Source organism: Cognatundibacterium rivi, assembly GCF_018139565.1.
In the GTDB taxonomy this organism is placed as follows: domain Bacteria; phylum Pseudomonadota; class Gammaproteobacteria; order Burkholderiales; family Burkholderiaceae_D; genus Undibacterium; species Undibacterium rivi.
Map to the genome: position 1 here is coordinate 165,531 of NZ_JAGSPK010000005.1, position 13,804 is coordinate 179,334.

The following is a 13,804-nucleotide window of genomic DNA, read 5'->3' on the forward strand; positions in this document are numbered from 1 at the left end:
CTTTATTTTCCAATAGTAACTGGTGGTGTGGTACACACTTCAGCATCCGACCCGCGTGCAGCCTGCTGATTCTGAGCGAGCATAGAAACAACTTTTTCGTTCGCTTTTGATACTGGCTTCACATTCACATCCATAGACATCAATTTATCCATGCAAATCTGATCAGCACCGACACAACGATTGAGAATGGCATGAAACAGATCGGCGTCGACTGAACCATAACGACGCACCGGATCTTTGATACTTGGTTTTTCAACCTCGAGATAAGCCGCGCGATTCAGGTTCAGTTTTTCAGCTTTGGTGGTCTGCACCCACTGATTGAAATTTTCCTGCGTCATCCCATGGAATTTGAAACGCATGTCAGAAAAGCCTGCGCCGCTATAGTTAGCAGAAAAGCCATCATATGTACCAGCCTTATTGATCACGGCATTCAATTGTGTTTCCATCCCTGGCATCGCATAGATCTGACCGGCCAGCGCTGGAACATAAAATGAATTCATGACGGTGGATGCAGTGATTCGGAAATGAACCGGCACATCGACTGGCGCAATCAATTCATTCACCGTTGCCACACCTTGTTCTGGATAAATAAACAACCATTTCCAGTCCAAAGCGACGACTTCCACGACCAGCGGCTTGACGTTGGCAGAAAGCGGACGATTTTCATCTAATCGCGACAACTTTCGATATGGATCAAGAGTATGTGTAGAAATCCATGTCAACATTCCCAAAACGATGATAATCAACAGAGGGGCTCCCCAGATAATTAATTCGAGTTTGGTTGAATGATCCCACTCAGGGTCGTACTTTGCACTGGTATTACTCTGTCTGTAGCGCCATGCAAAAAACAAGGTCAGGAAAATGACAGGAATAATGATGATTAACATCAGGAGAGTAGAAATGACAATCAGCTTGCTCTGCTGAGCGGCGATATCGCCTGAAGGATTTAACACAATAGTGTCACATCCAGCCAACAGTGCAACGCATAGGAGTATTAGTCCGCGCCGAGCTAGTAGGGAAATCATGCAGGAAAGTCCAAGGTAAAGGATAAATCGTGGTAATGTACACGGACTGACTAGCATTAGCGATTGGACGTTTTGTCCCACCCTGCCATAGCTATATCGGGCAGGGCTTCAGGCGTCCGTCGATAAAAACACTACTAAGAGAGACGACTATGCCAAGTATCAGCCACAATGGTGAGCAACTCACCAGTATTCCTGTACGTCCTGACCTCCTCCCTGCCCCCAGAAACAGTCACGCTGACCATACCTCGATTTCCCCCGGAGAAATCGCCATTGGCGTCGTCATCGGTCGCGCTTCTGAATATTTTGATTTTTTTGTGTACGCCATTGCATCAGTATTAGTGTTTCCGGCAGTTTTCTTTCCTTTCGAACAAAGACTGGAAGCAACGCTGTATTCATTTGTCATTTTTTCTTTTGCCTTCATCGCGCGACCAATAGGCACAGTGGCATTTATGGCGATTCAACGTCATCTGGGGCGAGAGGCAAAACTCACGATTGCTTTGGTTCTGCTTGGCATATCCACCGCCGGCATCGCATTCCTGCCTACGTTTTCACATCTCGGTTACGCAGCTATCGTTATTCTTGCGTCGTTGCGCATAGGCCAGGGACTTGCGATGGGCGGCTCGTGGGATGGACTCCCCTCTCTGCTGGCATTGAATGCGCCACAACATAAGCGCGGCTGGTATGCGATGCTGGGGCAGCTCGGCGCCCCGGTCGGCTTCATGATCGCTGGCAGCCTGTTTGCTTATTTACTATCCAACCTGTCTCCGGAAGATTTTCTGGATTGGGGCTGGCGCTATCCTTTCTATGTCGCCTTCGCTATAAATGTCGTTGCTTTGTTTGCCCGCCTGCGCCTGGTTTCCACCAATGAATATGCGCGTCTGCTGGACGAGCGTGAACTGGAGCCGACCAAGATTGTAGAGATGAGCGGATCACAAGGGCGAAATGTATTGATCGGCGCATTGGCCGCGTTAGCCAGCTACGCCTTATTCCATCTGGTCACCGTATTTCCTCTGTCATGGCTGACGTTGTACTCAACACGCTCGCTAACGGATGTGCTTTATATACAAGTGACTGGCGCAGGATTAATGACCTTAGGCGTGATCGCGTCTGGTCTAATCGCAGATCGCTACGGTCGCCGCAATACACTGGGAACATTCGCACTATTCATTGCGATTCTGAGTGTATTTGTACCAAGCCTGCTTGGCGGTGGCGAGTCTGCTCAGAACACATTTATTCTGGTCGGGTTTGCTTTACTGGGCTTATCTTATGGTCAGGCGGCAGGAGCTGTGACCGCCAATTTTTCAGCGAAATACCGTTATACCGGCGCAGCTTTGACGTCTGATCTTTCATGGCTGGTCGGTGCCGGTTTTGCGCCGTTGGTCGCATTGGGACTATCAGCCCATTTTGGCCTTGCCTATGTCAGCCTATATCTGCTCTCAGGCGCAGCTTGCTCAATCGCGGCATTAAGCCTGAACCGGGCACTGGAAATCAAAGACTAACGCTTTTCGATATAAAAACGAAGCTCTGCAACAAGATAAGAAATTGCTTGCTGCAGAGCTTTTTTACATCCCACCTCATTTTTAAACGCTGGTAGCCCCGCCTCCTGACTGAGAACAAATCAGACGTTGACGTCAATATTGCCAGCAGTTTGAGGATTCATGGATGCACCCGTCGGATCTTCAACATTTTTTGCTTGTACGTGTTTTTTATTTCCCGCAGCTTCATTGGCGCCTTGCTGACTGGCGTGCTGCTTTAAATCCATAGCCACAGGCGGGATTTCATTACCGAACACAATTTCATCCATTTCCCCCTGATCATCGCCGGATCGCTGATGCTCAATTGCATCACTCACCTTATAAGCAGCGACGGCAGCAGAAATAGCGGGATTCACGCCACCAGGCAAAGACAATAATGCAGCAGCAACTCCGCTCAAGGTGTTTGTTGCAGCGTTTGCAATGGTCGCAAGCGCTGCGGATGAATTTGAACCCGTAGATGCCGCAGGCTCAGATACCGCCGGGGCGACCATCTCAAGCGGAGTGCTCAACCCACTGAGATTATTCAGACTGTAGCTCAAATCCGTCACCACAACAGTCGGATTCACTGACGCTTGATGAGTGATTGCCGCTTCGCTAATGGCAGCATTGATCTGATCTGTAACCGCATCGGTAGCCGCTTGCGAGGAACTCACTGAGCTCAGCACATGATCAACTGATGCGGAAGTTAAAGAATTTGCTGTCACGCCATAGCCGCCAATTTCTGCAATATCTGCCAACCCGGTCTGGATAAAACTGGCGTCGCTCGCAAGCAAAGCCCCCAGAACTTCGTCCGACAATAAAGTCTGCGCTTGCGCTGCGATCGTGGAGGCGTTATCAGAGGCAATCACTGTATTCATCGCCAACGAATCAATAACCGGATGATCAAGCGCAGGATTGATCTGAGCCGCAGCGATACTTACCGGATTCAATTCAGAAGGCGAAATATTAACAGCCGCAGATGGCGCAGACATGGGTTGATCTGCGGAAATATTGGAAATGTTGGTCGTGCTGTTTTCCCTCACCGCACTCGATTGTCCAGCAACTGTATCAGCTGTCTTTGCGGCCACGGTTTCCCGCACGGGCAAATTAGTAGAGGCGATAGGTTCCGCAACAGAAGTGATCACACCAGCCGCCGTTGTCGCCCCATTTGCAAACGAAGTGCTGCTACCGAAATTATCCGCGACAGCATTGCTGACCTCTGGATTAGTCAGATTTTGGCTCTGCGCAATCAGCGTGGTCTCGATTTGCGCCAATGCCTGTAAAGCCTGGGTCAGCAAGGTCGCCGTGGTCAGCGGTGCACTGGCGTATGCTTTTTGCAAAACAACCGGATCCAACTTGAACTGACTGTTTTCAGCGCCAACAGATGTGTCCAGAGTAATGCCTATCTGCGACAGACTTTCGAGTAAATTGTTGCCGCTATCCGCCAGCACACCGCCCATTGCATCCAGCAGACTGTTATCCAGAAAAGATGCCAAAGGATCCTGAATACTGTTGACATTACCGTTTTGAAAAGTATTGAATGCCTTGACAAACATATTCGCCAGAGATGCCGTTGTCGCGAAATTTGTTGCAGCATCACCAATTGGAGCGGCGCTGCCATTTGTCGCAATCACCTTCATTTGCTGTCCAAGTAAAGCGATTGTCGTCGCCAATGTCTGACTCAGTGAAGAAACATCGACCACACTTGCCGCACCACTGACATTACCTGCGACCGCTGTTTCGACCGATACAGAACTGACTGCCGACAAGGCCGAGAGTCTGACGGGAACGACAGCAGCAATCGCATCCGTTGAAATCACCATGATCAGTTCACTTTCCTGATAAATATCGACAACGGTTTCAGTTTAGGACGAATGAAAAACACTGCCAGTGTTTTTACAAAAACGGATTAAACTCCTGACCCAATTTAAGGGAAAAGCCCAAAGGTGTAATTTATTGATCGTGCCGCGAATTTTCAACGCGACCATGCTGATGCAATACCACAAAAACGAGGATAGCAAACAGGGAAAACGCTGCCGCAAGGACGAACACCATCTCTGGCGCGATAATCCACAAAGCACCAGCGACCAGCGAGGCAGGCAGATATAACACTCCGGTGACGAAATTATACAAACCAACTGCTGTCGCCCTGCGCTCAGGTTCAAGATCGGCGATGAAGGCCTTACTCTGCGATTCGTCTATCGCATAAAAAAGACCATAGATCGCAAATATCGCTACGACTTCCCATTGGCTGGCGGCGAAAATCAACCAAAAATTAATCAAAGCATAGATAGCATAGCCAAGCACGATGATGCGCGCACGCCCCACCTTATCGCCAAATCTGCCGATCAGGGGAGCCGCAAATACACAAGTTACGTTGAACAAGGCATACAGTAATACTGCGTTGGTGACGCTGAATCCAAGCAAATGCGCCTTCAACAAAATAAAGCCGAGACTGAAATACGCGAGTGCAAATACACCTGCCGGAATCAGAAATCGCTTGAATCCCTGGCTCAGTTGCTGCCAGTTTTTCTGTAAATTTTCACGTTCATGCGCAACACCTTGCTGATCAGGAATGCGGGTCAGCACCAGTACACCGATTACTGCCGGTATAAACGCAAGCAGGAACAGTGTTGCGTATGTGCTGCGGGACTCGCCCAGCCACGAGAGTAAACCATAAGCGACCAGTGGGCCCAGTACTGCGCCAGCCTTATCTAGCGCCTTATGTACGCCAAACGCATAACCGCGTGACTCTCTGAATGCAATCGACGAGAGCCAGGCATCTCTCGGTGGTCCGCGAAACCCCTTACCCAGACGCTCAATCACACGAAAAATACTCAAACCTGTAACTGAAGTCGAGATCAGTAATATCAGTTTCGCGATGGTCGAAAAAGCATAGCCAACAGTGGCAAACCACTTTCGCCGTCCGCTGCGATCCGACAGCCAACCCGCGAGATAATTCAGTGAGGATGCAGAGAAATCTGCCAAGCCCTCAATTAAACCCAGCAGAGCACTGGAGGCACCAGCCACGGTGGTGAAAAAAATCGCAAACACGGAAAAAATCATTTCCGAACTGAGATCAGTAAGAAAACTCACTAAACCAAGCTTGAGTATATCGGGGTGAAGTCGCCGCTTTTTATTTGCGTCTGCTTGAGCCATGAAAATTCATCTTCCGGTAAAAATTATCAGCAACATTTGAAATAAGTTTCTCGCCTAAAAAATCGATAACACAAATTCTGTTCTCACGCGCAAAACAACTGGTACAGACACCACAAAATCAACAATAAAGCTGCTGCCTTTTGATGTAACACAAACCCCGATGGGCTTCCGTAACTTCTTGACAGTGGTCAAGGATTTCAGATGGGTGGTGGCGTAGCCTCTGATCCAACAATTCAGTTCAGATTCTTCATCAGTATTCCTCACTTAATAAAAGGAAATAAAAATGAAATCATCCCGTCGCAACACCACGATACGGCCAGTTCTTGCACTGCTGGCGATCCTTCCCCTGAGCATCTCCCTCGCATTCGCGCAGGATGATAAAACCCACAGTGCTGCAGAATTGAAGTATCAGGCTGGTGGATCTCCTCTGGCAAGTGAGCCTATGCATCAGAATATCAATCCGAAAGCGCCGCCGATGACGAAAGCGGAATTCGAAGCAGGCAAGCAGATCTACTTCCAGCGCTGTGCCGGTTGCCACGGGGTATTACGTAAAGGGGCGACAGGTAAGGCTTTGACACCGGATATCACTCTGGATAAGGGTACGGATTATTTAAAAGTCTTCATCAATTACGGCTCACCTGCGGGGATGCCTAACTGGGGTACTTCCGGTGATCTGTCGGATAAAGAAGTCGATCTGATGGCGCGCTATATTCAGCAGGAACCACCGGTTCCTCCCGAGTTCAGTCTGAAGGACATGGAAGCGACCTGGAAAGAAGTGATTCCTGTCGCCAAACGTCCGACGAAAAAAATGAACAACTACAATATCGCCAATATTTTCTCCACCACATTGCGCGATTCCGGCGAAGTAGCACTGATTGATGGCGACACCAAAAAAATCATTAATATCGTGAAGACTGGTTATGCCGTGCACATTTCGCGCACATCTGCATCGGGTCGCTACCTGTTCGTGATCGGCCGTGACGCCCGCATCAACCTGATTGACTTGTGGATGGAAAAACCAGATACCGTTGCTGAAATGAAGGTAGGTCTGGAAGCCCGTTCTGTGGAAACTTCCAAATTTAAAGGTTACGAAGATAAATACGCGATTGCTGGCGACTACTGGCCACCTCAGTTCGTGATCATGGAAGGTGACACACTGAAACCGCTGAAAATTGTTTCTACCCGCGGTATGACGGTTGACAATGAATACCATCCGGAACCGCGTGTTGCGTCGATTGTCGCTTCCCACTATCGCCCCGAATTTGTTGTCAGCGCAAAAGAAACCGGCAAAATCATGCTGGTGGACTACAAAGACATCAACAACCTGAAAACCACCACGCTGGACGCAGCCAAATTCCTGCATGACGGTGGACTGGATTCCACTGGTCGTTATTTCCTCGTTGCTGCCAACGCATCGAATAAGATCGCGGTAGTCGATACCAAAGAAGACAAAATGGCCGCTATCGTTAATGTTGGAAAAACACCGCATCCAGGTCGTGGCGCTAACTTCATTCACCCTAAATTCGGTCCGGTATGGGCAACCAGCCATCTGGGTGATGAAACGATTTCCATGATCGGTACCGACCCTGTCAAACATAAAGCGCAGGCATGGAAAGTGGTCGATAGCATCAAAGGCCAAGGTGGCGGTTCACTGTTTATCAAAACTCATCCAAAATCGAGAAACCTGTGGGTGGACACGCCACTGAACCCTGATACTAAGTTAAGCCAATCTATCGCTGTGTTTGATATTGATCACTTCGAAAAAGGCTATATCACTTTACCGATCGCAGAATGGGCCGGTCTGGGTGAAGGCGCTAAACGTATCGTACAGCCTGAATATAACAAAGCTGGCGATGAAGTCTGGTTCTCGGTCTGGAGTGCAAAAGACAAAGAATCAGCAATCGTGGTCGTTGACGATAAAACACGCAAACTGAAAGCCGTGATTAAAGATCCGAAACTGATAACACCAACCGGTAAATTCAACATCAACAATACTCAGCACGACATTTATTAAGGAAAATAAGATGAAACATCAAGTCACCTTATCACTTCTCAGTGCATTGGGAATTGCGGCTCTCGCCTTCTCAGCGACCAGCTCTTACGCCGCCACCGGCGCTGAACTTGCACAAAAAAATGGTTGCATGGCATGTCATGGTGTCGACAAGAAAATCCTTGGCCCGGCCTTTAAAGATATCGCGCAAAAGTACAAAGGAAATGCCGATGCCGTCGCCAGCTTGTCCAAGAAAATCAAAGACGGTGGCAGCGGTGTATGGGGAGCAATTCCTATGCCGCCGAACGGCCCTAAAGTCAACGATGCCGACATCAAAACCCTGGCTGAGTATGTGCTGAGCACACATTAAACAGGATGCTATCAGCACCAAAAAGCCGGTTTAAAACCGGCTTTTTATTTTTGAAAATGACTTATTTTGTTTTCTTTCCCGGCACTGGCTTCATGAAATGAATTTTCCCTACCACCTCTTTTTTTGAAATCAGATCTTCCAGACTGACATCATCCAGCACCGCCAGATAAGCGCTGGTGGCACGATTCAGAACTCCTTTGAGGTGGCAGCCCAGCGAATACACGCAGGTATTACTCGCGCCATCAAAACATTCAGCCATGAAAAAATCGGTTTCCGTCGCCCGCACGACCTCACCGATATTGATCTCTGCCGGTTCCATATTCAGCTTCAGTCCACCATTTCGCCCACGCACAGTTTCCACCATATTGGACATTCCCAGTTGGTGCACCACCTTGGTCAGATGATTCTTTGAAATTGAGTGCAACTCTGCGACCTCCTGTATCGTAACAAGCCGATCTCTATGTATCGCCAGATAAATCAGGGTGCGTAAAGTGTAATCAGTGTAAGCAGTTAATCTCATGACTTATGTATTCCGGAAAATAGGCGTGAAGCTGTCACCGCATTGCAACTGACATCTTCCCTGCACAGTATATCCCCTTCGTCCACAAAGCAGATTCAGATACAAGCTCAGATCGCAGTTCAGGCTCAGGGATAAAAATAAAAAACACAAAACATACATTTAATTTGCATCTTATTATACATGCATATAAAATGCATCTTATTGAAGCGGTAAATCAGTTTTATTTTTCCCACTTCTTTAAGCAATGCACTCTTTTAACTCTACCAATAAGGAATCACGCCATGCACTCCACGCGTAAACTCTGGACCTGGCTCGCTGTGATCTGTGTCTTATCTTTTACCGTTCTCGGTTGGGTAGGTACAGAAATTTATCTCACAGCTCCACCTATCCCCAATCAGGTTGTCAGCACCCAAGGCAAGGTTTTATTTTCTGAAGGACAAGTCCAGCGAGGGCAGGAAGCATGGCTCGCCGCCGGCGGTCAGCAATTAGGTACGGTGTGGGGCCACGGCAGTTATGTCGCGCCAGACTGGTCAGCCGACTGGCTGCACCGCGAGTCGCTCGCCTTACTGGAAATCTGGGCGCAGAAAGAAAACAAACTGTCCTTTGAACAGTTAAGCACACCGCGTCAGGGCGAACTTAAAGCGCGCCTGAAAGAGGAAATGCGCGGTAATACCTACGATCAGAAAAATGGTGTTATCACCCTTTCCCCTGAACGTGCCGCTGCAGTACAACTGGTCACGCAACATTACGTCGCTTTGTTTGGTAATGATCCATCTCTGGAAAAACTGCGCGAACAGTATGCAATGAATAAAGGTTCACTGCCGGATCAGGCGGACTTACAAGCCTTGCCAGCGTTCTTTTTCTGGTCTTCGTGGGCAGCAGCAGCAGATCGTCCTGGCGAAGAAGGTCTGAGCTACACCAGCAACTGGCCGCATGAACCACTGGTTGAAAATACACCGACTGCCGGTGCCGGTATCTGGTCTATCGCCAGCGTGATTCTGATGATCGCTGCGATTGCCGGTATGATTTTCTACCATTCTGCAAGCAAAGAAGAAAGTGATCCTGTTCCTCCAAAAACAGATCCTTTATTCGACATGAAGCCAACACCTTCGATGCTGGCGACAAAAAAATACTTTTTTGTTGTGATCGGTCTGATTCTGGCGCAAGTAGGTATGGGTGTGATCACCGCTCACTACGCCGTTGAAGGACATAGCTTCTTTGGTTTCCCTTTAGCTGAGATCCTGCCGTTCACGGTCAGCCGCACGATACATACGCAATTTGCGGTGTTGTGGATCGCTACTGCATGGCTGGCAACTGGTCTGTACATCGCCCCTGCGATCTCTGGCTATGAACCTAAATTCCAGAAACTCGGTGTGAATGTCCTGTTTTATGCCTTGCTGTTCATCGTTGTCGGTTCGACCGCGATGGGATGGCTGGGCAGCCTGCAACATAAAGGCAATGAATTTGCATTCTGGATCGGTAATCAGGGTCTGGAATTCACCAGCATGGGACGCGTCTGGCAAATTCTGTTGTTTATCGGCTTGCTGTTCTGGGTGACTTTATTGGGTCGTGGATTATTACCTGCACTCAAAAAACCATCTGAAAGCCGCGGTCTGATTGCCATGGTATTCCTGGCTGCGATGTGTATCGGCGGTTTCTATGCGACATCGCTGACCTGGGGTCCACATACACATTACTCCATGATCGAATACTGGCGCTGGTGGTTGGTCCATTTGTGGGTAGAAGGCTTCTTCGAAGTGTTCGCAACCGCTGTGATCGCCCTGCTCTTCACTCGCCTGGGTCTGATCCATGCAGCAACCGCAAACAGCGCGATTATTCTGGAAACTATCGTCTTCCTGTTCGGCGGTATTCTGGGTACCTTGCATCACCTGTATTTCACTGGCACACCAACTTTTGTAATCGCCATCGGCGCCATGTTCTCAGCACTGGAAGTTGTGCCTCTGGCGATGATAGGCGTGGAAGCGTATCGCAATTATCAACGCTCGAAAGCAGCAGCGTGGGTGCAGTCTTACAAATGGTCCATTCTCTGCTTCATCGCTGTCGGTTTCTGGAACACTGTCGGTGCGGGTTTGTTGGGCTTCTCCATCAACACCCCGATTGCGCTGTACTACATGCAAGGTCTGAACATGACGGCTGCACATGGACATGCTGCTTTGTTCGGCGTGTACGGCATGCTGGGTATAGGCTTGCTGCTGTTCTGCCTGCGTGGTTTGTCTGCACGCGCTGCATGGTCTGACAAATTGCTGCAAGCGATGTTCTGGATGCTCAATATCGGTCTGGCAATGATGGTGTTCATCTCTTTGGTACCTGCCGGTATTTATCAGGCAATCGCCAGCATCACGAAAGGGATGTGGTTTGCCCGCTCACCTGAAGTCATACACTCGCACCTGATGGAAACACTGGTCTGGCTGCGCGTACCTGGCGACGTCGTGTTCGCGATCGGCACCGTCTGTCTGGCCTTGTTCGCCTTCCGTTTGCTGACGGCGAAAAAGACAGCCGACGTCAGCCTGAACAGCGCAATCCCTGCAAAAAAAACGAAACAAGCTTAATGAGATCAGAGGCCGTCGGGAAATAGTTTTTGCCGGCCTCTGCTTCACCATTCAATAGCATCAACATTATCTATTAAGGAGTTTTACTATGTCCCACGATTGCTCTATGCCCGTTATTGCTGAAGGTATTTACACATTTGATGCGCGTGGCATTGCCAAGCGTTTTCGTCATGCAGCGATCTTCGGTGCTCTGTCTGCTTTAGAACGTGGAGAAACCATGCGCTTTTGCAACGACCATAATCCCTTGCCTTTACTATCGCAGATAGAGCATCATTTCGGCTCCAGCGTCAAAATCAGTTATGTGTCGCAGGAACCGGGCGCAATTGTGATTGATTTTCTTATCTGTGATTAAGAAATAAAGGAATAAATAATGGACTACCTGACAGTCAGGCACATTCATATCACCTGTGCGATCCTGAGCGGTAGTCTGTTTTTTTTGCGCGGTATCTGGATGTGGCAAGGTTCAGCCATGCTGCAAAAAAAATGGATCAGAATCGCCCCGCATCTGATCGATACATTACTGCTGGCGAGTGCACTGACGATGGTGTTCTGGAGCAGCCAATACCCTTTCGTCGAAGCCTGGCTGACGGCCAAAGTTCTGGCGCTGTTACTGTACATAGGCTTAGGAACCGTTGCGCTGAAGCGTGGCAAAACAAAAGCTGTCAGAATCCGTACCTGGATCGCCGCCTTAGCGGTATTCTCTTATATCGTTGCAGTCGCACTGACGAAACAAGCTTTGCCGCACTGGTAACTGATCGCCGTGTGCGTATCCACCAATGAGTTTTTGGGAGACAGACAATGGCACAAAAACACTTATCCTCCGGTGACAGCATTCATATTTTGTCTTCCGGCAATAATGACACCATCCCCGCGCAAGCATTATTTAAAGATAAGCATATGGAAGTCATGCGCTTATATTTACCGGCCGCAAAGCATATCGCCGCACATCAGGTCGATGGCCCGATCACTATTTTTTGCATAGAAGGTCAGGTTGAAATACAAACCGACCACGCGAGTAAAATCTTACATACCGGCGACTTAATGTATCTGGCGGCATCAGCATCGCACGCGCTGAAAGCAATTGATGATTCCTCATTACTGGTCACTATCGCACTGCAAGGTTCTGCGCATCACGCGAATGCCTGACATAACGGCCATCGCCGGAAGCAAGAAAAAAGGAAATAAAAAAGCCCGGAATCATCCGGGCTTTTTTTCAGAAAAAATCAGATCAGCTTCGAATACGTCGCTGTCGTTACTTTCTTCAGATACTTATCGAACGTCATCGCCACCGCGCGGACAAACAACCGGCCTTTGGGGGTAACACGAATAGCATCCGCATCGATCGTGATAAAACCAACCTCTTCATACTGACGCAATTGCGCAATTTCTTCTGCGAAGTAAGTGGTGAAATCAATCCCGTAAGCAGCATTCGTCTTTGCGATAGACAAAGGCATACTGCACATCAAAGTCATGATGACATCACGTCGCAATAAATCATCCTTATCTAAGGCGATTCCCTTCTCTACCGGCAACATTCCTTCATCGAGCAACTGATAATACTCTTTGATCGTGCGCACTGACTGGCTGTACGAATCACCAACTTTACCAATCGCAGAAACACCAAAGCCGATCAGATCGCATTCAGCGCGGGTTGTGTAGCCCTGAAAATTTCTGTGCAAAGACTGATCCTGACGCGCCTTATTCAATTCATCGTCAGGGCGGGAAAAGTGATCCAGACCGATGTAAATATAACCGGCATCCAGCAAGCGGCGGGTAGACATCAGGAAAATCTGCAAGCGTTCTTCAGCCGATGGCAAATCTGCCTCAATAATCTGGCGCTGTGCCTTGAAACGGCTAGGTAAATGCGCATAGTTGTACAGCGCAATGCGGTCCGGTGCCAATGCAATCAGGCTATCGAGCGTGCGGCCAAAGCTTTCAATATTCTGTTTAGGTAAGCCATAAATCAGATCGGCATTCACCGATTGGAAATGCGCTTTGCGGCTTTCCTTGACTGCCGCTTCTACCATGCTGAACGGCTGTATCCGGTTCACCGCCTGTTGTACAGCAGGGTCAAAATCCTGCACACCAAAACTATTACGGTTAAACCCCAGCTCGGCCAATACCGCCAGCGTTTCCGGCTTCACAGTGCGCGGATCAATTTCCACACCCAGTTCAGCATCCTCCGTAAAGGTGAAATGCTGACGTATCATCGCCATTAACTGGCGCAGCTCGTCTGAACTGAAAAACGTCGGCGTACCGCCACCCAGATGCAACTGCGCAGTCAGGCGATCAGGGCCGATTCTAGCCGCCACCAGCGCCATTTCTTTTTCGAGATAACGCAAATATTCTGTCGTGCGGCTATGGTCTTTGGTAATGATCTTATTGCACGCACAGAAATAGCATAGTGACTCACAAAACGGCAAATGCAGATACAAGGACAAAGGCGGGTTATTCGTGCGTCCCGCTCTTTGTTCAAGGTAAGTGATATAAGTTTGCTCGGTGAAGCCGGTATTGAAGCGATCTGCCGTCGGATACGAGGTATAACGTGGGCCGGACTTGTCGAATTTCCGTATCAGCTCTTCAGACAGCTCAATATCGTCGATTGGTGTGGTCATTATGTTCTTTCGGTGCGTCTTGCATACAAGATTGCTATTGT

General features: G+C 48.8%; 12 protein-coding genes. 7 read left to right on the forward strand and 5 right to left on the reverse strand.

The annotated features are described in order from the left end of the window. Positions 1-2: 2 nt before the first annotated feature. Positions 3-1,025: a ubiquinol oxidase subunit II gene (cyoA, locus tag KDM87_RS14155; protein ID WP_186898190.1), complete on the reverse strand. Its 1,023-nt coding sequence runs from the start codon at positions 1,023-1,025 to the stop codon at positions 3-5. Between the two features lie 149 nt (positions 1,026-1,174). Between cyoA and KDM87_RS14160 the strand changes: the two genes are divergently transcribed. Then, positions 1,175-2,524, forward strand: a complete 1,350-nt coding sequence (locus tag KDM87_RS14160; RefSeq protein WP_212679681.1) for an MFS transporter — start codon at positions 1,175-1,177, stop codon at positions 2,522-2,524. Positions 2,525-2,643: 119 nt separating this feature from the next. Here the strand turns inward: KDM87_RS14160 and KDM87_RS14165 are convergent, their stop codons facing one another. Continuing rightward, positions 2,644-4,362: a hypothetical protein gene (locus KDM87_RS14165; protein ID WP_212679682.1), complete on the reverse strand. Its 1,719-nt coding sequence runs from the start codon at positions 4,360-4,362 to the stop codon at positions 2,644-2,646. 130 nt (positions 4,363-4,492) lie between these two features. Further along, positions 4,493-5,698: an MFS transporter gene (locus tag KDM87_RS14170; protein ID WP_212679683.1), complete on the reverse strand. Its 1,206-nt coding sequence runs from the start codon at positions 5,696-5,698 to the stop codon at positions 4,493-4,495. 283 nt (positions 5,699-5,981) lie between these two features. Here KDM87_RS14170 and KDM87_RS14175 point away from each other — a divergent pair, with 283 nt between their 5' ends. Both KDM87_RS14175 and KDM87_RS14180 read left to right on the forward strand, forming a co-directional pair. Next, positions 5,982-7,712 carry a cytochrome D1 domain-containing protein gene (locus tag KDM87_RS14175; RefSeq protein WP_212679684.1) on the forward strand — a complete coding sequence of 577 codons (1,731 nt, stop codon included), beginning with the start codon at positions 5,982-5,984 and terminating at the stop codon, positions 7,710-7,712. Positions 7,713-7,722: 10 nt separating this feature from the next. Then, positions 7,723-8,058, forward strand: coding sequence for a c-type cytochrome (locus KDM87_RS14180; RefSeq protein WP_186885741.1), 336 nt, complete (start codon positions 7,723-7,725; stop codon positions 8,056-8,058). Positions 8,059-8,119: 61 nt separating this feature from the next. Here the strand turns inward: KDM87_RS14180 and KDM87_RS14185 are convergent, their stop codons facing one another. Continuing rightward, positions 8,120-8,578, reverse strand: a complete 459-nt coding sequence (locus tag KDM87_RS14185) for an RrF2 family transcriptional regulator (protein WP_212679685.1) — start codon at positions 8,576-8,578, stop codon at positions 8,120-8,122. A gap of 281 nt (positions 8,579-8,859) precedes the next feature. Here KDM87_RS14185 and KDM87_RS14190 point away from each other — a divergent pair, with 281 nt between their 5' ends. The 4 genes from KDM87_RS14190 to KDM87_RS14205 all read left to right on the forward strand — a co-directional run bounded on the left by KDM87_RS14190 (position 8,860) and on the right by KDM87_RS14205 (position 12,294). Continuing rightward, positions 8,860-11,148 carry a nitric-oxide reductase large subunit gene (locus KDM87_RS14190; RefSeq protein WP_212679686.1) on the forward strand — a complete coding sequence of 763 codons (2,289 nt, stop codon included), beginning with the start codon at positions 8,860-8,862 and terminating at the stop codon, positions 11,146-11,148. An 88-nt stretch (positions 11,149-11,236) separates the two neighbouring features. Further along, the gene (locus tag KDM87_RS14195) at positions 11,237-11,500 is read left to right on the forward strand and encodes a DUF2249 domain-containing protein (protein ID WP_212679687.1); all 264 of its coding nucleotides are present in this window, start codon (positions 11,237-11,239) and stop codon (positions 11,498-11,500) included. 18 nt (positions 11,501-11,518) lie between these two features. Continuing rightward, positions 11,519-11,899: a SirB2 family protein gene (locus KDM87_RS14200; protein ID WP_212679688.1), complete on the forward strand. Its 381-nt coding sequence runs from the start codon at positions 11,519-11,521 to the stop codon at positions 11,897-11,899. Between the two features lie 47 nt (positions 11,900-11,946). Beyond that, positions 11,947-12,294, forward strand: a complete 348-nt coding sequence (locus KDM87_RS14205; protein WP_212679689.1) for a cupin domain-containing protein — start codon at positions 11,947-11,949, stop codon at positions 12,292-12,294. Between the two features lie 77 nt (positions 12,295-12,371). On the opposite strand, the gene hemN is transcribed toward KDM87_RS14205, so the two are convergent. Continuing rightward, on the reverse strand, positions 12,372-13,763 hold the full coding sequence (hemN, locus tag KDM87_RS14210; protein ID WP_212679690.1) for an oxygen-independent coproporphyrinogen III oxidase: 1,392 nt from the start codon (positions 13,761-13,763) through the stop codon (positions 12,372-12,374). Between the last annotated feature and the right edge of the window lie 41 nt (positions 13,764-13,804).